The 22961-nt window shown below is 60.1% G+C and carries 25 protein-coding genes; 7 read left to right on the top strand and 18 right to left on the bottom strand.

Features of this window, described 5'->3' with window-relative positions:
* Positions 1-2 precede the first annotated feature (2 nt).
* Both C2E25_RS00680 and C2E25_RS00675 read left to right on the top strand, forming a co-directional pair.
* Complete coding sequence (locus tag C2E25_RS00680; protein ID WP_103113891.1) at positions 3-2207, top strand: carboxy terminal-processing peptidase; 2205 nt, start codon at positions 3-5, stop codon at positions 2205-2207.
* 215 nt (positions 2208-2422) lie between these two features.
* Positions 2423-3094, top strand: a complete 672-nt coding sequence (locus C2E25_RS00675) for a TIGR04211 family SH3 domain-containing protein (RefSeq protein ID WP_146032869.1) — start codon at positions 2423-2425, stop codon at positions 3092-3094.
* Positions 3095-3131: 37 nt separating this feature from the next.
* Here the strand turns inward: C2E25_RS00675 and C2E25_RS00670 are convergent, their stop codons facing one another.
* Positions 3132-3800 (bottom strand): hypothetical protein, encoded by a 669-nt coding sequence (locus C2E25_RS00670; protein ID WP_103113889.1) that lies wholly within the window; start codon positions 3798-3800, stop codon positions 3132-3134.
* Between the two features lie 371 nt (positions 3801-4171).
* Here C2E25_RS00670 and C2E25_RS00665 point away from each other — a divergent pair, with 371 nt between their 5' ends.
* Entirely contained in the window at positions 4172-5476 is a 1305-nt protein-coding gene (locus tag C2E25_RS00665) for a pyridoxal phosphate-dependent aminotransferase (RefSeq protein WP_103113888.1), read from the top strand.
* Between the two features lie 85 nt (positions 5477-5561).
* Here C2E25_RS00665 and C2E25_RS00660 read toward each other — a convergent pair whose 3' ends face one another.
* From C2E25_RS00660 to C2E25_RS00620, 9 genes are all read right to left on the bottom strand, one after another.
* On the bottom strand, positions 5562-6848 hold the full coding sequence (locus C2E25_RS00660; protein WP_103113887.1) for a M16 family metallopeptidase: 1287 nt from the start codon (positions 6846-6848) through the stop codon (positions 5562-5564).
* 21 nt (positions 6849-6869) lie between these two features.
* The gene (locus C2E25_RS00655; protein WP_103113886.1) at positions 6870-7547 is read right to left on the bottom strand and encodes a DUF2270 domain-containing protein; all 678 of its coding nucleotides are present in this window, start codon (positions 7545-7547) and stop codon (positions 6870-6872) included.
* 146 nt (positions 7548-7693) lie between these two features.
* Positions 7694-8668 (bottom strand): porphobilinogen synthase, encoded by a 975-nt coding sequence (hemB, locus tag C2E25_RS00650; RefSeq protein ID WP_103113885.1) that lies wholly within the window; start codon positions 8666-8668, stop codon positions 7694-7696.
* A 90-nt stretch (positions 8669-8758) separates the two neighbouring features.
* Positions 8759-10300 (bottom strand): uroporphyrinogen-III C-methyltransferase, encoded by a 1542-nt coding sequence (cobA, locus tag C2E25_RS00645; protein WP_103113884.1) that lies wholly within the window; start codon positions 10298-10300, stop codon positions 8759-8761.
* Between the two features lie 10 nt (positions 10301-10310).
* Positions 10311-11273 (bottom strand): hydroxymethylbilane synthase, encoded by a 963-nt coding sequence (hemC, locus tag C2E25_RS00640; RefSeq protein WP_103113883.1) that lies wholly within the window; start codon positions 11271-11273, stop codon positions 10311-10313.
* A gap of 5 nt (positions 11274-11278) precedes the next feature.
* Positions 11279-12634 carry a glutamyl-tRNA reductase gene (gene hemA, locus C2E25_RS00635; RefSeq protein ID WP_103113882.1) on the bottom strand — a complete coding sequence of 452 codons (1356 nt, stop codon included), beginning with the start codon at positions 12632-12634 and terminating at the stop codon, positions 11279-11281.
* A gap of 16 nt (positions 12635-12650) precedes the next feature.
* On the bottom strand, positions 12651-13481 hold the full coding sequence (gene ccsB, locus C2E25_RS00630; protein ID WP_199177342.1) for a c-type cytochrome biogenesis protein CcsB: 831 nt from the start codon (positions 13479-13481) through the stop codon (positions 12651-12653).
* A gap of 2 nt (positions 13482-13483) precedes the next feature.
* Positions 13484-14152 (bottom strand): precorrin-2 dehydrogenase/sirohydrochlorin ferrochelatase family protein, encoded by a 669-nt coding sequence (locus tag C2E25_RS00625; protein ID WP_158247073.1) that lies wholly within the window; start codon positions 14150-14152, stop codon positions 13484-13486.
* A 4-nt stretch (positions 14153-14156) separates the two neighbouring features.
* Positions 14157-14732, bottom strand: a complete 576-nt coding sequence (locus C2E25_RS00620; protein WP_158247072.1) for an SIS domain-containing protein — start codon at positions 14730-14732, stop codon at positions 14157-14159.
* A gap of 282 nt (positions 14733-15014) precedes the next feature.
* Between C2E25_RS00620 and trxA the strand changes: the two genes are divergently transcribed.
* Complete coding sequence (trxA, locus tag C2E25_RS00615) at positions 15015-15344, top strand: thioredoxin TrxA (RefSeq protein WP_103113878.1); 330 nt, start codon at positions 15015-15017, stop codon at positions 15342-15344.
* A gap of 71 nt (positions 15345-15415) precedes the next feature.
* On the opposite strand, the gene C2E25_RS00610 is transcribed toward trxA, so the two are convergent.
* The 7 genes from C2E25_RS00610 to dapF form a co-directional block, all read right to left on the bottom strand.
* Positions 15416-15904 (bottom strand): hypothetical protein, encoded by a 489-nt coding sequence (locus tag C2E25_RS00610; RefSeq protein ID WP_103113877.1) that lies wholly within the window; start codon positions 15902-15904, stop codon positions 15416-15418.
* A gap of 43 nt (positions 15905-15947) precedes the next feature.
* Positions 15948-16451, bottom strand: a complete 504-nt coding sequence (gene yjgA / locus C2E25_RS00605) for a ribosome biogenesis factor YjgA (RefSeq protein WP_103113876.1) — start codon at positions 16449-16451, stop codon at positions 15948-15950.
* Complete coding sequence (gene dtd, locus C2E25_RS00600; protein ID WP_103113875.1) at positions 16451-16900, bottom strand: D-aminoacyl-tRNA deacylase; 450 nt, start codon at positions 16898-16900, stop codon at positions 16451-16453. Before dtd ends, yjgA begins: the two co-directional genes overlap by 1 nt.
* Before the next feature lie 85 nt (positions 16901-16985).
* Positions 16986-17840, bottom strand: a complete 855-nt coding sequence (locus tag C2E25_RS00595; RefSeq protein ID WP_332882120.1) for a deoxyribonuclease IV — start codon at positions 17838-17840, stop codon at positions 16986-16988.
* An 18-nt stretch (positions 17841-17858) separates the two neighbouring features.
* A complete protein-coding gene (locus C2E25_RS00590; protein WP_103113873.1) occupies positions 17859-18500 on the bottom strand; it encodes a pyrimidine 5'-nucleotidase in 642 nt (213 codons plus the stop codon).
* Between the two features lie 3 nt (positions 18501-18503).
* Positions 18504-18920 (bottom strand): HIT family protein, encoded by a 417-nt coding sequence (locus C2E25_RS00585; RefSeq protein ID WP_103113872.1) that lies wholly within the window; start codon positions 18918-18920, stop codon positions 18504-18506.
* Positions 18917-19753, bottom strand: coding sequence for a diaminopimelate epimerase (dapF, locus tag C2E25_RS00580; RefSeq protein ID WP_103113871.1), 837 nt, complete (start codon positions 19751-19753; stop codon positions 18917-18919). Before dapF ends, C2E25_RS00585 begins: the two co-directional genes overlap by 4 nt.
* Positions 19754-20105: 352 nt before the next feature.
* On the opposite strand from dapF, the gene C2E25_RS00575 reads away from it, so the two are divergent.
* From C2E25_RS00575 to C2E25_RS00565, 3 genes are all read left to right on the top strand, one after another.
* Positions 20106-20327 (top strand): hypothetical protein, encoded by a 222-nt coding sequence (locus C2E25_RS00575; protein WP_103113870.1) that lies wholly within the window; start codon positions 20106-20108, stop codon positions 20325-20327.
* 2 nt (positions 20328-20329) lie between these two features.
* Positions 20330-20947, top strand: a complete 618-nt coding sequence (locus C2E25_RS00570) for a hydroxyacylglutathione hydrolase family protein (RefSeq protein WP_103113869.1) — start codon at positions 20330-20332, stop codon at positions 20945-20947.
* A 227-nt stretch (positions 20948-21174) separates the two neighbouring features.
* Positions 21175-21618, top strand: a complete 444-nt coding sequence (locus C2E25_RS00565) for a tetratricopeptide repeat protein (protein ID WP_103113868.1) — start codon at positions 21175-21177, stop codon at positions 21616-21618.
* Positions 21619-21982: 364 nt separating this feature from the next.
* Here the strand turns inward: C2E25_RS00565 and C2E25_RS00560 are convergent, their stop codons facing one another.
* Positions 21983-22852, bottom strand: coding sequence for an MSCRAMM family protein (locus tag C2E25_RS00560; RefSeq protein WP_146032868.1), 870 nt, complete (start codon positions 22850-22852; stop codon positions 21983-21985).
* Between the last annotated feature and the right edge of the window lie 109 nt (positions 22853-22961).

Genomic DNA, 22961 nt, shown 5'->3' with positions numbered 1-22961 from the left:
GGATGGTCAGAAACTGGAAACACTTCGCCATGTACCTGTTACGTCGTTCCCTGCTCTTCTACCTGTTGCTGCTGTTGCTCAATCCGCTGACTGCAAGCCTCGCCCACGCCCGTCCGGCCACGGATGATGCCGACATCGCCAACCGTGCAAAATTGCTCAGCTACGTGCTGCGTCAGCAGTTGACCCAGCACCACTTCAGCCATAAGGCTATCGACAACACGTTCTCGGAAGCAACCTTCGATCTTTACCTGAAACAGCTCGACTTTCAAAAACGATTTCTGCTCGCCAGCGACGTTGCTCAGCTGCGCGCCTATGCCGATCGCATCGATGATGAATTCAGGCTCGGCCAGATTGAACTGCCGGCCATCGCCGGGCAGCTGCTCGATAAGCGCATCCGCCAGGTCAGAAAAATCGTTGCCGAACTGCTGACCCGAAAATTCGACTTCCGTCGTGAGGAAGAACTTGAATCCGACCCGGAAAAACTGGCATGGGTTGCCGACAGCGCAGCCCTGAAAGAGCGCTGGCGCAAGATCCTCAAATACCAGGTGATGGTGAGGATGCTGACCCTGGAAGAAAACCCCGAGGGCGACAAGAAGGGGGCCGGGAAAGGCAAAAAGGATCCTTCCGCCAAACCGGAAACCCAGGCCGAAGCGAGGAAAAAGATTGCCAAACGCTTCGACCACTTTTTCGACCGTCTGCTCAAGGACACCCTCCGGGACCATTACGATCGTTTTTTCAACGCCGCCACCCGCGCCTTCGACCCCCATACCTCCTATTTCGCTCCCAAGCAGAAGGAGGATTTCGAAATCGGCATGCGCGGTTCGCTGGAGGGTATCGGCGCCACTCTGCGCGAGGAGGACGGTTTTATCAAGGTCGTCCGCGTCATCCCCGGAAGTGCCGCCGCACGCCAGGGCGAACTGGCGGCCGAAGACACCATCCTGGCCGTCGCCCAGGGTGACGAAGAGCCGGTCGATGTCACCGACACGCGGTTGCGAGACGCCGTGGAACTGATCCGCGGACCGAAGGGAACCGAGGTCCGCCTGACGGTCAAGAAGGCCGACGGCAAAACCCGTGTCATCCCCATCGTCCGGGATGTGGTGGAAATTGAAGAAACGTTCGTCAAATGGACCACTATCCCCGATCCGAAAACCGGAAAACTCTTCGGCTATATCCGCATCCCCAGCTTTTACCGCGACTTCAAGGGCCCTTTCCAGGGAGGCACCGGGCGCAACGTGACCGATGACGTCGAAAAAGCGTTGCTGGATCTGAAAAAAAATAATATTGACGGCCTGCTGATCGACCTGCGCAACAACGGCGGTGGTGCCCTGACCGACGCCGTCAAGATTTCCGGGCTGTTCATCAAATCGGGCCCGGTGGTTCAGGTCAAAAGCAGCAATGGTCAGGTTCGGGTCCTTGATGACCGCGACCCCGACGTCGCCTACGACGGCCCGATGCTGGTTCTGGTCAACCGCTTCAGCGCCTCGGCTTCGGAAATTTTCGCTGCCGCGCTCCAGGACTATCACCGCGCCCTGATCGTCGGCAGCGAACACACTTACGGCAAAGGGACGGTGCAGACCATTCTCGATCTCGATCGGGCCATTCCCTTTCGCAACATGGAAAAATACAAACCACTCGGGGCCCTGAAAATCACCACCCAGAAGTTCTATCGTGTCAGCGGCGGCTCAACCCAGGACAAGGGAGTCGAAGCGGACCTGATCCTGCCGGATCGTATGCAGTATGTCAAAAGCGGCGAAAAATACATGGATTACGCCCTTCCCTGGGACACCGTGCCGGCGGCCCGTTACACCCCCTGGCCCCGACCGAAACAATCTCTCAAGATGCTGATTGAAAACAGCAAAAAGCGGCTGGAAAATAATAAGGAGTTCCAGGAAATCGTCAGCGACGCCGAAAAAGTCAAGGAACGCCGCAACAAAACTCGGCTCACCCTCAACATCGCCAAGGCGCGAAAGGAACGTGCCGAGATGGATGACAGCAACGATGACCCGAGTGCCTTTCATGACGGTTTCGGGGTGGAAAACGATACCGACAAGCCCCTTGATGAAGCCGCCAAGCACAAGCGATGGGAAGAGCAGGTTCGTAAAGATCCCTATACCCGGGAAGGGGTCGCGATCCTTGATGACCTGCTGGCAGGCACCCTCTCCGTGGGAAAAACCGGTGCTGAAACCACGACGGCCAATACCGACTGACAACCTGCTCGCAAGAATCCGGCCGCCGGTCAACGGGCGGCCAGCAAACAACCTCTCACCCCTGACTGGGCACAGTGTGACGACGCGGCTGTCGATTGTTACTTGATTCTGGTGCAAAGACGGGATATTCTTGGGTTTTTTGAAGCCGTTGATTATTCCTGAATCAGTGAGTTCATACCGGTTCCGTGACATTGGAATCCGGTTCGGAGGCCGTCATGCGTCACCCCATGCTCAGCTTGCTGTTGATCCTCGGACTGACCCTTCCCGCGATGTCCGCCGTTGCCGCGACCGGCTATGTGACCGATCAGCTGGTTCTGACCCTGCGTTCCACAGCCGGCAACCAGTACCAGACACTCGGCCATCTCAAGACCGCCAGCAAGGTTGAGATTCTCGGAGAGGAAGGAAAATTTCTTCATGTCCGTTCAGCCGACGGTACAGAAGGGTATGTCCTCAAGCAGTACATCACTGCGGACCTTCCCAAGCAACTGATCATCGACCGTCAGAACAAGGAATTGCGGCAGTTACGCCAAAAACTGCAGCAACTCACCACCGGCAGCAGTCAACAGCAGCAGACCCTGGCCGACCTGCAGAAGCAGCGCGACAAACTGACCAGGGACCTGCAGCAGACCCGCCGACAGCTGCAACAACTGACTGAAGCACACCAGCAGCTGCTTGATGCCTCGGGCAACCTGCTGCAGATCACCCGGGAAAAAGATCAGCTCAAGGAAGAAAACGACCGCCTGGCCGTAGAAGCCGCACGGCTGGAAAAAGAAAACGCCACCCTGCTCACCACCGGCAGTATCAAGTGGTTCCTGGCGGGTGCCGGGGTTCTCTTTTTCGGCTGGATCCTTGGCAAAATCTCACGCAAGAAACGTCGGGCCTTCTGAGCGAACCTTCCGGTCCGGCAACCGTCAGCACAACCCGTCAACTTCTCGTGCCCAGTGTCAGGGCAACGATCCGGCTCACCTCGGCCGCACTCTTCAGCAGCACCCTCTCCAGCACCGGGCCGAAATCGAACCGGTCGGAATAGAGATATTTCGACCGATCGTCATCATCCCGGTAAATCACCTCCCGGACAACAATCTCCAGGGTTTGTCGATGGATCTCCCGGCCTTCAACGCGAATTCGCAACTCGCCGATCAGAGTCGCTCCGCGGTGAACTTCCAGGGGTAAATCGATTCCGCCGTCGCCCCCGCCATCCATTTCCGCCCGTTGCAGGAAAAAGGCTTTTTCTTCGAAAACCATGACAGTCCTCGAAACCGGAAAATTCAGCAGGCCATATTGATCAAAACGTGGAATCAATGCCAGCAACCGAAATGCAACGACCGCCTGTAAAGAGCCGGCAGCCCCCTGCTGTCGGTCCAGGGTCTCGGTCAGCAGCCTCTTCAACGCGCCATTCACGGGATAGCGATTGTAGGTTTCCATCGGCCCAGCAAACAGATAGAAGGGATCGGGCAGAGCGGAACTGAAATCCAGTTCAAGACGATAGGGGACCGAAGCCGCAGGCTCCCGCGTTCGCCTCACCAGCGGCGGTTCAGTACAACTCGACAGCAGCAGAACGATCAACAGGGGTAGAAACGTGAAACGGATCATGGCAGGCTCCCTTGCCATCATTCTATCACCCCTGCCCTTCATCCGACCGACAGGACGCGTAAATACCCCCCGAAACCGGGAGAACCTGTTGACTTTGCCGTCGCCGATATGCTAGAGAAGTTGACCATTGGAAAAGACCATGGACATGCATCGTTTTTCTGCAGATTTTCCGGCTGCCGCGGCAGCACGAGCTATTTTCGCCGCGGCCGCAGGGACCGACGGCTTCGGAAATGTCCATGGCGGAGAATGCTGACGCATTCAACTTGATAACGACGGGCCATGGCATCTGCCATGGCCTTTTTTATTGGATCAGCTGATTCGCACCTGAATCAGAGTCAACGCCCGACCATGACGGGCCAGGGGAGCTGGAAATGCGCAAGAATATCGTCCACATCGGCGCAGGGGAATGGGTTTACGAAATTCGCGCGATCGTTGAGATCGCCGAAAAACTGCAACAGCTCGGCATCAAGACCAACATGGAAAACATCGGTGATCCGATCGCCAAGGGTGAGAAAATTCCGGTCTGGATGAAAAAAATCGTCGCCGATCTGGCTATGCAGGACTGCAGCTACAGCTACTGCGCGACCAAGGGTGTGCTGGAAACCCGCCAGTTCATTGCCGAACAGACCAACGCCCGCGGCGGGGCGCAGATCACGGCTGAAGATGTCATCTTTTTCAATGGCCTCGGCGACGCCATTCAGAAAGTCTACGGTCTGCTGCGCCGCGAAGCGCGGGTCATCGGCCCCTCGCCGACCTACTCGACCCACTCCTCGGCGGAAGGCGCCCACTCCGGACAGGCCCCGGTCACCTACCGGCTTGACCCTCACAATCACTGGTATCCAGACCTCGACGACCTGCGGCTGTCGATCAAGTACAATCCCTCCATCGCCGGTCTGCTGATCATCAATCCCGACAACCCGACCGGCGCCGTCTACCCGGAACGCATCCTGCGCGAAATGATTGCCGTTGCCGGGGAATATGACCTGTTCGTGATCATCGACGAAGTCTACCAGAACATTGTCTACAATGGCCAGATGACCCGGCCGCTCTCCGACCTGATCGGCGACGTGCCGGGCATCTCGATGAAGGGCATCAGCAAGGAAGCACCCTGGCCGGGCGCCCGCTGCGGCTGGATCGAGGTCTACAATGCCGACAAAGATCCGGTGTTCGCCCGCTATATCCAGAGCATCCTTGATTCGAAAATGGTCGAGGTCTGTTCCACCACCCTGCCGCAGAAAGCGATCCCGAAGATTCTCAGCCATCCCGAATATCCCGGTTGGCTCAAGGAGCGCACGGCCCGTTACGAAAAGTATTCCAACATCGCCTACGAGCTGCTCAAGGACGTTCCCGGGCTGGAAGTCAACCGCACCAATGGCGCCTTCTACATGAGCGTGGTCTTCGAACGGGGAAGCCTCAACGACCGCCAGAGTCTGCCGATCGAAACTCCGGAAGTCAAAGAACTGGTCGAACAGCTGGTCACCGAACCGGACATCGCCCTCGACAAGCGCTTCGTCTACTACCTGCTCGCCTCCACCGGCATCTGCGTGGTTCCGCTCTCCTCCTTCTCGACCCCCGAACGCGGTTTCCGTATCACCCTGCTGGAACGCAACGAGGACGAGTTCCGCAAAATCTTCCGCACCCTTGCCGAAGTCGTACCTCAGTACCTCGGGCTCTGATTCAACCGAATAAAAAGGGCCCTGCCCGGAATCTCTCCGGACAGGGCCCCTGAATTCGTCGGTTCCCGACAACCGGCACCTCACCTCAACTCCAACGCTCCAGCAGCGCCTCCACCTTCGGACGATCAGCCGATCGCCAGGGCCCGACGACCGCCAGGGCCAATCTCCCGGGAACCAGCAACTCACGGGCCACCCGCTGCAGGGTCTCTCCGGTCAGGGCCTCGGCATCGGCCAGGTCCCGCTCGAAACTGCGCCGGTAACCGACCAGGGTGCCCCAACCATAACGTACCGCCAATTCTTCAGGCAGGTCGCGGCTGTAATCGAGATCATAGCGAAAGTTGCGCAGGGTGCGTTGCAGTTCCTCCTCGGCAACAGGACGGGTCCCCATCTCCAGCAGCAGCGACAGGACCTCCTCCACCGCCTGCAGCAATCGCTCCGGAGGGACGGCCAGATCCACGGTCAGGCAGCCGGTATCGCTCAACATGTTCAGTCCGGCCTCGACATGGTAGGTCAGACCGAGTTCCTCGCGCAGTCGAAGCATCAGGCGTGAGGTCCCGCCCCAGGAAAGAATACGCCGCCAGATACGCAGCGCAAAGGAATCGGGATGAGACCTGCCCCAGGGGATCTGCAGGGCAAACTGCAGATTCAACTGGGAGCTGGAGTCATGCACCCAACAACTTTGCGGACGGCCCTGTTCCGGCAGGGACGAAGCCGGCAACGGAGCAGCGACCTCCGCCCCTCTCCAGGAGGTGAAGGCTTCGCGGAGCGCCTCGTGCGACCGCGGCCCCGGCAGTTTACCCGCCACGGCTACCAGGACATTCCGCGGGCTGTAATAACTGCGATGGTACTGCTGCAGCTGCGGCAGAGCGATCTTCCGCAGGGTCGATTCGCTGCCGATCAGCGGTCGGCCGAGGGGATGGTCGGGCCACAGCAGGGCATTGGTCAGGGTATCGCTATTGATAATCTCCCCCGCCTCGTTCAAATCTTCCCGGGCTTCCTCCAGGATGATCCGCCGCTCGGTCTCAATCGCGTTCCACTGTGGCTTGCAAAGCAAACGGGCAAACAGGTCAGCACCCTCGGCAAGACGTTCGGGATGGAGACGGCTGAAAAAACAGGTGGTATCGGCATCGGTGGTGGCATTGACGCCCCCCCCCAGCGCCTCGAATGCCCGCTCCAGGGAAATACTGTCGTCATAGCCTTCACAACCGCGAAACAGCATGTGCTCGACAAAATGGGAAATCCCGGAAAGTTCGACCGTCTCGTTGCGGCCTCCGGCTCCGACATAGCAGACCATTTCCAGGCTGTGCAGGTACGGCATGTCAGCCAGCACCAGGCGCAGACCATTGGGCAGAACTTCTTCGTGAATAGGCATGGATGTGATCGTCTCGACTGGTTATTTGGTATGCAGCAGGTCCCGCCCGCCGCTCGGTTTGCGTCCGAGGCGACTGAGCAACCACAGGTAGGCGAAAAAGAGTCCCATCAGACCGAAGGTGAAACTACCGGGCAGCATGCCGATGGCCCCCTGGCGGACAAAACCGGACCAGGAGGTGGCAACCACCGGATGAATCCAGATCTTCACCAGCCAGGCCAGCACCAGCAGCGTGAAAAGATAAATGTAATTGGACCGCAACCGCCTGGCCAGGGCCGCCCGCAGGCTCATCTTGTACTGCGGATAACGCAGATCCGAGGCGAGCTCGGCGCGCCAGTAGCTTTCATCGGCGGCATCGAAATCGGTCGGCAGGGTGCCGTGTGCCAAGATATCGTAAATGAAGTGCTGATTCAACAGCCGGACACGATATTCGTAGGCATCGTAAAAACGAAAGCGCCGCGCTTCGATAAACAGCAGGATATGCAGAATGGCGAAACCGAAGATAAAAATCGAATGATGGATCTCCGGGTGGGCAAAACCGAAGCCAAGAAAAGCGGTCGAGGTCACTCCGGCCCAGTTGGTGGTCCGGTCGAGACGCTCACGCCAGGCGAGGCTACGCTGCACCTCGGCCCGATAATAGTGTGAAATGGCCGTAATCTGTTCGGAACGGCTCAACGGCTGTGGTGAAGGGATCTCGGTCATGGGGACTCCTGCCCTTCATTATACCCGGCTCCGCAGGTTTCTGCCGGATGAAAAGGGCGGACGCTCGAACCTGAATCAGTCCAGACGAAGCGGGGGCATCCACAGTGGATGCCCCCGCTTATTTCACCCGACGAGGCCGTGAAGCCTCAGGCCCCCAGCAGCTTCGCCGCCTGCTTGGCATGGTAGGTGATGATCAGGTCGGCCCCGGCCCGTTTCATGCCGACCAGGGTTTCCATCACCACCCGCTCCTCATCGATCCAGCCCTTCTCGGCCGCCGCCTTGATCATCGAGTACTCACCGGAGACATTGTAGCAGACCAGCGGCAGGTCAAAACGTTCCTTGATATCGCGAATAATGTCGAGATAGGCCAGGGCCGGCTTGACCATCAGGAAATCGGCACACTCCTGAACATCGAGTGCCGCCTCACGGAAGGCCTCGATACGGTTTGCCGGGTCCATCTGGTAGGAACGCCGGTCGCCGAACTGCGGCGTCGAATCGGCCGCGTCCCGAAACGGTCCGTAATAGGCACTGGCGTACTTGACCGCGTAGCTCATCACCGGGATGTCGGTGAAACCATTGGCATCGAGAATTTCGCGGATCGCCGCCACCCGGCCGTCCATCATATCCGAGGGAGCGACGATATCGGCCCCGGCCCGGGCATGGGAAAGGGCCTCGGCTGCCAGCAGATTGAGGGTCTCGTCGTTGTCGACATCCCCCTCCCGGATCACCCCGCAATGACCGTGATCAGTGTATTCACACATGCAGACATCGGTGATCACCGTCAGCTCCGGCACCGCCTCCTTGATGGCGCGTACCGTGCGTTGAATGATGCCCTCGTCATCATAGGCGTCCTGACCGAGAGGATCCTTGCATTCCGGAATGCCGAACAGGATCACCGCCGGGATGCCGAGAGCATGCACCTCCTGCGCTTCAGCAACGATGTTGTCGATCGACTGCTGGTAGATACCGGGCATCGACGGGATTTCCTTTTTGATCCGCTCTCCGAAGGCGGAAAACATCGGGTAGATCAGGTCATCGACACGCAGGTGGGTTTCACGCACCATGCGGCGCAGATTGTGATTGCGGCGAAGACGCCGGCCGCGGTATTCGGGGAAAAACATGGGGGCACTCCTCAGGGTCGGCTAAGGGCCCAGGGCTAAAGGCTGACGGCAACAATCAGGGAAGAGGGTCTTCCCCTTGGCCTTTTGCCCTTAGCCTTTGGCCGGTTTTCGATAATATTCGATCAGGCTGGCGACCAGCCCCTCAAGGGTCGAAAAAGAAGCCTCTGCGGCGACCGGCAATCCATGTCGCCGCAAGGTTTTACTGGTTTCGGGGCCGATGGAGAAGAGCGGCAGACGACTCAGTTGAGCGCGCTGCTCCTCATCGGCCAGAGCAAACAGGTTGGTCACGGTCGATGACGACGTAAATGTCACGGCATCCAGTCCGCCGAGCAGGGCCTGCTGCAGACGGCCGGCACCCTCGCCGGCCGGCAGGGTGCGGTAGAGCACCGGCGCCTCGACCTCGGCCCCGGCGGCGGTCAGCTGCTCGGGAATCACCGGACGGGCAAGCGCCGCCCGTGGGTAGAGAATCCGCTGGTTTCTGACGCCTTCGGCCAGCAGCAGTTCGGCAACCACCCCCTCGGCACGGCTGTCTACCGGAACCAGGTCGGGATTGATGCCCTGCGCGGCAATGCAACGTGCCGTCTTCGGCCCCACCGCCACCACCCGCAAACCGGCCAGCGCACGCAAATCAAGCCCCTTGCCGCGAAGGCGGGCGAAAAAACGCTCCACGGCATTGGCTGAGGTCAGAATCAGGCTGTCAAAATCGGCCAGATGCTCAATCTGGGCATCGAGTGGAGCAAAATCCTCCGGGTCGACCAGTTCGATGACCGGGCAGGGAAGCGCCTCGGCCCCCTGCTGTTCAAGCTGGCGGACAAAGTCCCCGGCCTGACCGGCGGCCCGGGTCACCAGCACCCGCTTTCCGAGCAGCGGACGATCTTCGAACCAGCGCAACTGCCGGCGCAGGCTGACCACCTCGCCGACCACGATCACCGCCGGCGGCTTGAGGCCGGCGGCCGCGACCCGGTCAACGATATCGGCCAGAGTCCCTTCCACCACCTGCTGGCGCGGCGTGGTCGCCCAGCGGATCACCGCCACCGGCGTTTCAGGGGACCGCCCGTGGCGGACCAGTTGCTCGCTGATCACCGCCAGGTTGGCCATCCCCATGTAGAACACCTGGGTCCCGACTCCGGTTGCCAGCTTGCTCCATTCGAGGCTGGAAAGTTTCTTCTCCGGCTTCTCATGACCGGTAAAGAGCGCCAGGCTGGTGGTGAAATCCCGATGAGTAAGAGGAATGCCCGCATAGGCGGCGGCGGCGAACCCGGCCGTGACCCCGGGGACCACTTCAAAGGGAATGCCGGCCTCATGCAGCGCCAGGGCCTCTTCACCACCGCGACCGAAAATAAAGGGATCGCCCCCTTTCAGTCGGACCACCTGTTTGCCGGTACGCGCCTTGTCGATCAGCAGTTGGTTGATGTCCGCCTGGGAAGTATGGTGGCACCCGCGGGTCTTGCCGACATAGATTTTCTCCGCCGCCGGAGCCTCGTCGAGAAACACCGGGTTGGCCAGGTAGTCGTAGATCACCACCTCGGCACGCCGCAGGCAGGCCAGGCCCCGGGTCGTCATCAACCCGGGATCACCGGGCCCGGCGCCGACCAGGTAAACCATACCGGAAAATAAAAGCTGCTCTGCCATCGGCTGCGGGTTAAACGTCTTCCTTGTTCGGATGGAAGGTTTCGATGCCGTAAACCTCGTTGAGAATCCGACCGGCCCCACGAATCAGCAGATCATCAGCCAGCGAGACGCCAAGCTGTCCGGCCTCGGCGGCGGGCCCTTCGACCTGTCCCTGGATGATCTCCTTGCCGTCGACGCTGGCCACCAGGCCGCTGAGGGTCAACCGTTCTTCCTCAACCGTACCATAGGCGGCAATCGGCACCTGGCAGCCACCTTCGAGCCGGGCCAGCAGAGCCCGCTCCGCGGTGACCGCGGCGGCGGTCTCGGGTTCATTGAAGAAATCAATCAGCTCGTTGGTCTCGGCGTCATCGATACGGCTTTCCAGGCCGAGCGCGCCCTGACCGATAGCCGGCAGGGAGACATCGACCGGCAGATATTCAGAGATCTGGTTGCCGAAACCGAGCCGCTTCATGCCGGCGGCGGCCAGCACCACGGCATCGAGGTCCTCTTCGGTCAGCTTGCGGATGCGGGTTTCAACATTGCCGCGGATATCGACCATCTGAAAATCGGGACGCACCTGCAGCAGACAGGCCTTGCGGCGCAGAGACGAGGTGCCGATGCGCGCCCCCTGCGGCAGATCCCGAAAACTCTTGAACCCGGGCTTGAGGATGCAGATATCGCGGACATCCTCACGGGCGGTGATGCAGCGCAGGGCAAGACCGGCAGGAAAGATGGTCGGCACATCCTTCATCGAATGCACGGCGATATCGACCTCGCCGCGCAGCATCGCCTCTTCGATTTCCTTGACGAACAAGCCCTTGCCGCCGACCATCGCCAGCGGCACATCGAGAATCTTGTCACCCTGGGTCTTGATTTTGGTCAGAGTGACGTCGAGATCCGGGTAACGTTTTTCCAGTTCGGACTTGACCCAGTTGGCCTGCCAGAGGGCCAGTTGACTGGCACGGGTGCCGATGCGCAGGGTTTTCTTCGCCATGATAATTATTTCGCTCCTTGACTCTGATCGGGTGTCGGTTGATCTGTTTCGAGGCCTTCGTCATCCACCGCCAACGGCTTGAATTGCGTTTCTCCCGCGGTCCCTTCGAGGGCAAACAGGGTTCGTACGGCATCGACGAAGTTGTCCCCCTCGCCATTCTGCTTCTCTTTCAGGGCGCTGATCGCCGGATGCAGGATCTTGTTGATGATCGCGGAGGTCAAGGCTTCGATGGCCTTCTCCTGCTTCTGGTCGACATGCTTGAGGTTACGCAGGGTCTTTTCCACCTCGCCGCGGCGGATCTCCTCGAACTTGCGCCGCAGGGAGACAATGGTCGGCTTGACCTGGAGCGTCGCCATCCAGGCATGGAACTGGCCGATTTCCAGATCGATGATCTCTTCGGCCTTCTTCGCCTCTTTATGCCGTTCCTTGAGATTGGCCTGAACCACCCCCTGCAGATCGTCGACGTCGTAGAGATAGACGTTGGGCACTCCGTTGACCTGCGGTTCGATATCCCGCGGGACGGCGATATCGATAAAGAACATCGGTTTGTTCTTGCGGATCTTGAGTACCTTCTCAACCCGGGGACGATCGAGGATACAGGTCGGCGCGCCGGTCGAAGTGAGGACGATGTCGGCGAGGTGCAAATGCTCAGGGAACTCCTCGAAGGGAATCGCCCGCCCGGCGAACTCGGCGGCGAGCCTCTCCGCCCGGGAGAACGTCCGGTTGGTGACCAGCACCCGGCCGACACCGTTGTTGATAAAATGCTTGGCCGCCAGTTCGCACATCTCCCCGGCACCGATCAGCAGCACCGTCTTGTTGTCGAGCGAACCGAAAATTTTGCGCGCCAGTTCCACCGCGGCAAAGGACACCGAGACCGCGTTGCCGGCGATATTGGTTTCTGTCCGCACCCGCTTGGCGACCGAGAAGGCCTTGTGCAGAAAACGGTTGAGGATCAGGCCGACGGTCTTGAATTCGGCAGCGTAGCCATAGGCGGTCTTGATCTGACCGAGGATCTGCGGTTCACCGATCACCATCGAATCGAGGCTGGCCGAAACCCGGAAGACATGACGGATCGCCTCCTCGCCCTGGTAATCGTAGAGATGCGGCTGCAGATCATCCTGGGGAAGCTGGTGAAAATCCGCCATAAAACGGCGCAAACCGGCGATGCCGGCGTCGGGGTTGCGACTTGTGGCATAGATCTCCACCCGGTTGCAGGTGGAAACGATCATCGCCTCACCGATATCCGGCAGATCGAGCACCTGCCGCAACGGACGCTTCATGTCATTCGGCGAGAAGGCGACTTTCTCCCGAATTTCCACCGGCGCGGAATGGTGGCTGAGACCAACAACAATAATATTCATACAGCGCGTAACTCCCCTAGCGTCCTTCCAGGGCGTTGAAACTGTGCAGATCCGAAAGCATCATGTTCACCCCGAAGAAGGTAAACATCAGGCAGAGAAATCCGATGATGGCGAAGATGGCCGCCCGTCGTCCGCGCCAGCCGATGGTCAGGCGACCGTGCAGCAGGGCCGCGTAGAGGAACCAGGTGATCAGCGCCCAGGTCTCCTTGGGATCCCAGCGCCAGTAGCCGCCCCAGGCCGAGTTGGCCCACACGGCCCCGGAAATAATCCCCATGGTCATCAGCGGAAAGCCGATGGTCAGACACCGGTAGTTGATATTGTCAAGGATCTCCAGAGACGGAAGGCGGTAATAGAGCCCTGAGAAACTCTTACTTTTGAGCATCCTCTCCTGCAGCAGGTACATGACCGCGGCGACAAAGGAGAGGGCAAAGACGGCATAACCGAGAAACGCCAGGGCGACATGGACCGGGAACCACCAGCTGTCAAGGGCCGGGTTGACGGTCGGCGTCGGTGCGGTGGTCGCCGCGCCGAGGATCATCAGTGCCAGGGCCAGCGGACAACTGAAGGCGCCGAGAATATCAAGTCGGTATTTGAAATCAAACAGGAAGAAGATGCCGATCACCGCCCAGGCAAAAAAGGAGAGCGATTCATGCAGATTGACTACCGGGACATGGCCGGTGGCAAAGTAGCGAGCCCCCAGGGTGATGCAGTGCAGAAGGAATCCTCCCCCCAGGATCCAGCGGGCGATTGTACCCAGTTTGACACGACGGGTGATCACATCGACCAGGAACAGTATGGTCGCCGCGAGATAAACCAGCAGGGTGATTTTGTAGAGGAGAATATTGATGCTCATGGGTTCCCGTCCGGTCGTTCCAGCCCCAATGCCGCCAGGCTGCAATTGCCACCGCAGACCGTTTGCAACAACTGGTCCACATCGTTCCAACGCCCCCGGGCAACCAGCTCGGCCAACCCGCCGTCAAGCAAAAGGCGCAAAAAAGATTGATTATATTCCTGCCCCGAAGCGGCTGTCAACGCGGAGCGCCGCAGCGCCGCGGCCAGTTCAGCCACAAACTCCCATTCGGAACCGAAGCGCTGCAGCGCCAGATCGGCAACCAGCCCGGCCAAAGCCGGACTGCCCCCCTCGGTACCGACCGCCAGGGTCAGCCGCCCCCGGCGCCGCACCGCCGGAAACTGCAGGTCGCCACGAGCGCCGACCGCGGCGGCATTGACCAGGATATTCATCCGCCTCGCCGTCTCGGCAATCTCCCTGTTGACCCGCGGGTTGTCGGTCGCCACGACCACCAGCAGAATATCCGGACTCAGGTCCTCCGGCCGCCAGCAGCGGCGCAACCATTCAAACTCTCCCCGCGCGGGCGGCCGCCGGCAGTCGGGGGCCACCAGGCGAACCCGGGCTCCGGCCGCCAGCAGCGACTGCAGCTTGCGGCAGGCAACCGTACCGCCACCGAACACCAGGCAGAGCCGGTCCTGCAGGTCGAGCATTGCCGGGAAGAGGGACATGAGATCAGATTCCAAACAGTTCGTGTTCAACCAGTTCGCACAACAGTCGGCCAAAAAGCAGAGCGGTTTCTGCCAGTTCACCGGTATTGTCGGCTTCCAGTTCAAGCTTGAAATCAATCGCGGGGCCGTTCCAGCCGGGCCGGGCCGGACAGAGAACGGCGATCGCGCACTCCTTGTCACGCGCCACCTGAATCGCGGCATCGATGGCCGCGTCGTGCTGACCGTCGGCAAGGATCAACAGCAAATCACCGGAAGCGGCCAGCATCTGCAGCTGGCGGGCATAATACTGGTCATCCAGGTTGTGACGGGCCAGGGACGCCGCCAGGGTCAGGTCATGGCAGAGGGAAACAGCCGGCAACTGCGGCCGTTCAAAATGGAGCCGATGAAGAAACTGGTTGGCAATCAGGTTGGCCACGTCACCAAGCGCGCCCGAAGCGGCCAGCAACAGCTTCTGTTCATGGTAGAAGCCGTTGACAACCTGCTCGACCAGTCCGGCCAACTCCTCGGACTGCAGCTCAAAGCTTTTTGTCACTCGTTCGACATGCTGCGCAACCGCAGTCATGATCCTGGATTGGGACATGACCCACCTCCGTTCAAGGCTTTCTCTCAAGTGGCAGACCGGGTCAGGGCAGACCAAGTCAGGGCAGAGCATAGGAACCCGGGGGGAAACTGTCAAGCGCAGCCGGCCTCTCCCGCGAACATGCCCTTGATTTTTCTGAAGCGTTGATTATCATTGTACGACGTGATTTCTTCCCATTGAAGCATCCCTGAATTCGCGACCCCCGGCAGGCGCGTCGGCCCTGTTCGACTCCGGTTACCGATTGACCGTTTTCAGGATTTCATTCCAAAGGAGATACAGACGATGGCAAGCGATAAAGTTGTAGAGTTGACCGACGACAGTTTCGACAGTGATGTTCTGCAATCCTCCACTCCGGTTCTGGTGGATTTCTGGGCATCCTGGTGCGCCCCCTGCAAAGCGATTGCCCCGGTGGTCGACAGCCTGGCGGACGAATTTGACGGCCAGGTCAAGATCGGCAAGCTCAATGTTGATGACAACCCGGCCACTCCGGGCCAGTACGGTGTTCGCGGCATCCCGACCCTGATCCTGTTCAAGGACGGCAAGGTCGTTGACCAGGTAGTCGGGGCGGTACCGAAAAACCAGCTTGAAGGCCTGATCAAGAAAGCTCTCTGAGTTTTCCTCTGCATTAACCCTGAATCAGGTTGGCAAAAAAACCCGACCATCTGGTCGGGTTTTTTCTCGTTTCAATCGGGGATCACGGCCAGCAGTTCGGCCAGTTCCTGCCGCAGGATAAGACGGTTCGAACGCTGCACCTCGGCCAGCAGCAGCACCTTTTTCTCTTTGACCAGTTCCAGCCGCTGGCGTACCACGCGCCGGTCACGGCTGCGGCGGGTGCGGGACATCTCACCAACAATCCGACGATAATCAGCCAGCAGGGTTTCAGCGCGATGTTGCCATATCCGTGTCCGGGCCCGTTCCAACTGGCCGGTACGAGACGGAGCCGTCATGGCACCACGGGCGGCGGGACTGTCGCCCGAATGGGGAGAGGTCACGACACTGAAACTCCCCTTGCCCGAAGGTGCCCCGAGCAGGGCACATCCTGCCGGCAGGTGACCCGGGTCGTCGGTCACGAACAGGCGCCCCTCCTGATCTCGACAGGGATAAAGCTCCACGGCAAAAACCGGGGCGGCAACCGTCAGGCTCACGACAAGTACGATTATCAGGCGCAGCATTTACTATCCTCCCTGTTTCAGCTTAACATCCCCCACCCCGGATTCAATCACGACAGAGTTCTCCCTCAAGGTCACGCAACAGCCGAAAGACCTTCCGCGCCGCACCACGGTCACCATTGCCGGCAACCCGGGAAAGCCGTCTTAGCTCCTTGATTTCTGGCCCGGGCAGACAACCGGACAACTCCTGGATCACAGTATCGACCGTCTGCGGATCGCAGAGGCGGTCACGCAGTTCTTCCAGCCGGTGAAAACGGGCCTGCTGCCGCCAGTGGGCTTCACTCACACCTGCCAGATGGTCTTCGATCCGACCGATCAGCTCCTCGTCACGACGCAGCATCCCGGCCAGGTGCTTAACCGCCCGGCGCCGCGAAGAATGTCCACGGGTGCTGCGCACCTGCTCCAGCTCCTTTGCCAGCTCAACCGGCAAAGGCAAATCCGGCAGCTGCTTCTCCGGCAGGTCAACCAGTCGCTGCGCCAGCTTTTCCACCTGCTGCGCGGCTCGTTTCCTGGCGCTGCGGCCACGCCCTTCCTGAACATCTCCGTCCATCAGAACTCCCTGTTGCTGTCGAGCAGCATGGTCACCGGCCCGTCGTTGGCCAGCTCGACTTTCATATCGGCCTGGAAAACACCTGTGGCGACCGGCAGCCCCCGCTGCCGCAACCGGTCGACGAACAGCTGGTAAAGACGTTTCGCCTCGTCAGGAGGAGCCGCCGCCGCAAATCCCGGCCGCCGTCCCTTGCGGCAGTCCCCGAACAGGGTGAATTGCGAAACCGCCAGCACGGCACCACCGATATCACTGACCGAAAGGTTCATCTTGCCCCCGTCGTCTTCAAAAATACGCAGACCGGCCGTCTTTTCCGCCAGATAAACGACATCCCGCTCATCATCACCCCGACCGACTCCGAGCAGCACCAGCAGCCCCGGCCCGATCTCCCCGACGATTTCGTTGTCCACCCTGACGCGAGCTTCACTGACCCGCTGCAACACTGCACGCATAATCCAAACCTCTGTTCGTAACGTCACCGAGATCGTTCTCCATCCCCCTTTTCCAAAAGGGGGCGAGGGGACGTGTTTGCAGACCTCAGCCCTCTCCCGCGAGTCGTCGCAACAGCTCCAGGTTGCGCAGGTCGTCAACATGGTCCTCCCCCGGCGGTGTTTCCAGGATCTTGGGCACATCTGTAAAGCGCGCATCCCGCATCAGGCAGGCGAAGCCGGTCTCACCGATACAGCCTCGCCCGACATGCTGATGACGATCGACCCGCGAACCACAGTCCTTTTTGCTGTCATTGATGTGGAACAGGCGGATGCACCCGCAACCGACAAGACGGTCGAACTCGGCCATGACCGCCTCGTAACCGGCTTCACGGGAGATATCGTAGCCGGCGGCAAAGACATGACAGGTATCGAAGCAGATGCCGAAGTCATGTTCGGGGACCCGTTCGATAATACGCGCCAGCTGTTCGAAGCGCCAGCCGAGATGACTGCCCATGCCGGCAGTGGTCTCAAGCAGCACCTGCGGCGCATCCGGCACGGCGGTAAAAATCTCGTGGAAGGCGACGGCGACACGTTGCAGCCCGACCTCTTCTCCACACTCAAGATGGGCGCCGGGATGCATCACCAGCCCGTCGAGTCCGAGCTGCCGGCAACGCCGCAGTTCATCGATGAAGGCGGCTTTCGATTTTTCCCACTTCCCGTCGTCGGGTGCGGCAAGATTGATCAGGTAACTGTCATGGGCGAACACCTTGCCGATGGGACTGTTCAACCGGGCAGCATGAAACGCCTCGACACCGGTCGGCGAAAGGGGTTTCACGACCCAACGGCTGGCGTTGCCGGTGAAAATCTGCAGCGCGGTACAACCGATCCGCTCGCCACGCAGGATCGCTTTTTCGATACCGCCGGCGATCGAGGCATGAACACCGAGGGGATGCCGGGTCACGATTGCCCACCTTCCCCGTCAGCAGGAGGAAGAAATCAGGGTGCCGACCGCTTCAGCGGCACCCCGGGCATCGGCGACATGATGATCGACATGGCCTGCGGCCGGTCCGCGCCCGACCAGCACGGTGGTCATGCCAAGTTGCTTGGCGGTCTGCAGGTTGTCAAGAGAATCCTCGATCATCACACAGCGACCGGCATCCGTTCCCAGTCGTTGCAGCACACCCCGGTAGGGATCAGGGTTCGGCTTCGGTTGGTAGTTGGCGATGCGGATATCGAAGATGCCGGCAAAAACCCCCTGCAGGCCAAGAACATCGACCACCCGTTCGGCATGGCCGCAGGAACCGTTGGTAAAAACATAGCAGTCCATCGGCAGCTGTTCGATGGCATAACGCAGCTCGGGGTCGGGCGAAAGCCGACCGGCGACATCGACGTCATGCACATAATCGAGATAATCCTCCGGATCGACCTGCCAATGACGCACCAGCCCCTGCAGGGTGGCGCCGTAGTCCTGCCAATAGCGCCGCCGCAGGCCGTCGACCTCGCCCGGGGCAATACAGACCACCTCTTCCATGTAACGGTTGATGCGCACGTCAATCAGGGAAAAAAGGTCACGATCCGGTGAATAGAGGGTATTGTCGAGGTCGAACAGAATGGCATCCACTTATCAGATCTCCAACGCTTCGCGGATCTGCCTGATCCGCTCGCGGCAGGCCTCCGCTGCAAGCGGTTGCTCGTCATGGGGTTCGCTCCAGATCGGACGCGGCCAGAGCGGGTCATCGACAAAGCGCGGCACCAGGTGCCAGTGCATGTGCGGTACCATATTGCCGAGCAGTTCGTAGTTCATCTTGGCCGGGTTGAAGATTCGGGCCAAGGCCTCTGCCACGCGATTGACCTCCTCCAGCACCGCCCCCCGGGCCGCGGCATCGAGATGAAACAGCTCCGTGACATGATCTTTGCTGAACACCAGGGTGTAGCCCCGGAAAAACTGGTCACGATTGAGGGTCACATAGCAATACTCGAATTCGGCGATACGCAGGTCAGGCTCCTGCCGCCAGCGCCGACACATCGGACAGTCGTTCATCCCCGCCACTCCCCGCTGAAGACCTCGGTCGCCGGTCCGGTCATGTAGACATCGCCGTCCGCGGCCCATTCCAGCCGCAGCTCACCACCGGGCAGATGGACCAGCAGCGAACGGTCGCCGCGACCGGTCAGCACCCCGGCCACGCAGACCGCCGAGGCCCCGGTCCCGCAGGCAAGGGTCTCCCCGGCACCCCGCTCCCAGGTCCGCTGCCGGACTTCGGTGGCGGAAAGCACCTGCACGAAATGAACATTGATCCGCTCGGGAAACCAGGGATGATGCTCGATCAACGGACCGACGTCCGCCACCGGAAAGCGCTCGACATCATCAACATAGATGACACAGTGAGGGTTGCCCATCGACACGCAGGTCGCCCGAAAAACCTCACCATTCACCGCCAGTTCCACGTCCACCGCCCGGCGGTCGGCCGCTCCGGTCATCGGCAGTTCAGCCCGGGTCAGGCGCGGTGACCCCATATTGACCCGCACCCGCTCGATTCTCTCATCGGCACCGGGAAAGAGCTGCAGGGTCAAAATGCCGGCTCCGGTCTCCACGGTCAGCTCCCGACGACGGACCAGGCCATGGTCCCAGGCGTACTTGGCCACGCAACGGACACCGTTACCGCACATCTGCGCTTCACTGCCGTCGGCATTGAAAATCCGCATCCGCAGATCGGCCCGTTCCGACGGCAGAATCAGGATCAGACCGTCGGAACCGATGCCGAAGTGACGGTCACTGACCCGCCGCGCCAGCCCTTCCGGGTCCGCCAACTGTTCCTCGAAACCGTTGACGTAGACATAATCGTTGCCGGCTCCATGCATCTTGGTAAACTTCATCCAACCTCCCGTCGCCGCTTCACCTTCGCAGACAGAGAGCATTATAGCCGTAAAGCCGATGGCTTCACAACCAGCGTCCCAGATCCACCGGCAATTTCGGGATTCGGCTGTCGTTACGGATGAATCTACTTCGTTGCCTTTACCGATTCGGTGCTCAACGTAGCTCGACTACGTTTCCGCCCGAATCGGCACGGCGCCTCGCATCTCCACCCATCCCGCCACCCTCGGTCCGCAAAACAGCCGGTGGATCTGGGACCGTCGGAAGCGATTGCGTCCCGACGACATCTGCGGCTATGATTAAACGGGTGCGCACATCAGCCCTTAATCCACGAAACCAGGAGAATCACGTTCTATGGCTTACGGACTTAAAACCAAAATCTGGCAGACCGGCCAGCTCGAATGGTATGGCATGATCGACAATGAAGACGTCTACCTCGGCAGCCGCGAATTCCCGCAACCACCGGCCGAGGGAGATGAATGGACCGTTAAGGCAACCGGCCTGCAGTTCAAAATCACCGGGGGGGAGATCCGTAAAATCGGCCGGACCGAGCCGGAAACCCCGGACTGGCTCTGATCATGATGAACTTTGAAATCCTGCAGCTGCCGGTCGGCCGGTCGGATAATTTCACCTACCTCGTCTGGTGTCCGGAAACCCGTGAGGCTATGGTTGTCGACCCCGGTTTCGCACCGGAACTGCTGCTCGAAGCCGCTGCCGAACGCGGACTGGACATCCGCATCCTGGCCAACACGCATGGCCATCGCGATCATATCGCCGGCAACAACGCCATCCATTCCGCCACCGGCGCGGTTCTCACCGCCCATCCCAGCGACATCCCCCACGCCCAGCAGCCGCTCGGCAACGGCAGCCTGATCATCCTCGGCAACGGCCGGATTGAATCCCTGCACACCCCGGGTCACACCCCCGGCTCGGTCATTTTCAGAGTCGGCGACGCGATCATCACCGGCGATACCCTGTTCGTCAGCCGTTGCGGTCGTGCCGACCTGCCGGGCGGTGATGTGAAACGTCTCTATCACAGTCTGCAGAGGATAAAACAGCTGCCTCCCGAAACCCTGGTTTACCCCGGACACGACTACGGACCGACCCCGACCTCGACCCTTGCCTGGGAACTGGAAAACAATGCCTTTCTCAACTGCCCCGACCTGTACAGTTTCATCGAGTTGCGGATGGGCTGAAATCTGACTCAGTGCGTTCAGGTGAGCCCCGGCCCCCTCATCTCCCGGTGATAAGCCGGTAATTATAGGTGTGAAAGAACCGGACATTCGCTTCCGGCAGAGTGCCGACCGGCTTGCACCCCGCCTGTGGGGCGATAAACTGCTGACTGGAACAGGGATTGCTGGACAAAACCTTCGCCAGACCTGATTCAGACAACGGATTCTGACCGTCACCAAGGAGAGGGCCGATGAGCAGAGAACGATTCAACGTCCTGGTCAAGCGAGGGAAACAGGCGATCGCAGAAGACGACACCCTGCTGGCTCTGGTCCTGTTCGAGGATGCCGCCAGGCTGTCCGCCACCCCGCTGGTCAAATCGCATCTGGCCTATTGCCTGGCACGGGAAAAAAAGCAGTTTCAGAAGGCCATCGCCATGTGCCTCGCGGCTCAGCAGAGCGACCCCGGGAAAAGCCTGCATTATCTCAACCTGGGAAAAGTCTACCTCGAAGCCGGCCAGAAGGGGCGCGCCATCCGCGCCTTTCGGCAGGGGCTGAAGATGGAGCGCAACCAGGAAATCATCGACCAGTTGAAGCGACTCGGACAGCGCAAGCCACCGCCGGTCGCCAGTCTGCCGCGGGAACATTTTCTCAACCGCAAGCTCGGCGTGTTGCTGAGCAGGGTCGGCATGCGCTGACCGGCTGAGCAAAAACGCCCATCTGCGGCGTTGTCCTTCCCCCTGCGTCAACGACGTACCTTCCGGTACGCCTTATTCCGCAGGGTTACGGACGCCTTGCATCTGAGCATTTTTGCTCAGCCTGGGGCAAACGATAAACTACACAAAGGCCACACCCGATACAAAATTGGGTTGTGGCTTTTGTCTTACCCCCAGCACTACCGCCACAAGGCGGTTGAAATCACAGCACCACTGCTTCAAGGCGGTCGAGACGTGCGTAGATGCAAGGCGTCTCACGGCTGAGGGAGTGAGGTGTAGCGGCAGCTACTCCGTAGCGACTGAAGACGCGAGCAACGCAGCAGATGCGTGCGTATCGGCCGCCTCGCTAATAAGGACGGCGGCTTTTGCCGGGCTTGTACGTCCCCGTAAACGGCGTCAGCACCAGCGTCACATCCTCGACAAAGGACCCTTTTTTCACCGCCAGCGGTCGCGGCTGATCACCCCCGAGTTTGCCGTAAAGTTCGCCGGGATGCGGCATGTCCCAGGCATGCACCCGCGCCGCCAGGTAGTAGATCCCGCCCTTGGGCAGGTAGATGGTGAACCGCCCCTGGCTGTCGGAGAGGGTCGACGCATAGTCCGGCAGGCGCTTCAGATTGTCGTCGACATAGGCGATGGCGAAACTGCCGGGTACCGGTTTGCCGGAGGCATCGACCAGGCGACCGCGAATCCCGGTGTCGGTCCGGCGATCGGCCAGGTTTTTCTTGAAGAACATCGGCGCCTTCATCGGTACCACTTCCAGATCGACTCGCGCCAGGCGGCCCGACTTGACCTCGGCCCTGATGCGCCGGTGCTCGGAATAGTAGTCACCCGGTGCCAGCGGTCCGCTCGGTTCTCCCGTGGTCCGTTTGCGCGCCACGATGTAGTAGGTCCCGGCCGGAACATCAATCCGGTAATATCCGTCCTCATCGGTCGGGCTGGAAATGAACTGCGATGGACCGAGCAGGTTGGAGGTGGCGTCGGGGTAGATATTGACATAGGCACCGGCCAGCGGCTGACCGCCATCCTTGAGAAACACCCGACCGACCAGACCGGTTCGACCATCCTGCTGCTCATAGCCTGAGACACCATCGACCGCCTGTTCCTCCTGCGCTGCAACGGTTGTTTTATCGACACTCGCGGCGGGCCGGGATGACGCGCAACCCGCCAGGAAAAACACCGCCGCCACCGGCAACAACCACCATCCTCTTTTGCTCATCGTTCCCTCCCCGCTGGAAAAACCTGCAGTTATTGTCTATCCTAGGAGACTGTCGGACTATACAGGCTGAAGCGAAAATTCGAGCGTTTGAGCACAGATTTCGGCTCAA

Source organism: Geothermobacter hydrogeniphilus (genome assembly GCF_002898515.1).
In the GTDB taxonomy this organism is placed as follows: Bacteria; Desulfobacterota; Desulfuromonadia; order Desulfuromonadales; family Geothermobacteraceae; genus Geothermobacter_A.
This window is presented reverse-complemented; position numbering and strand designations above follow the sequence as displayed.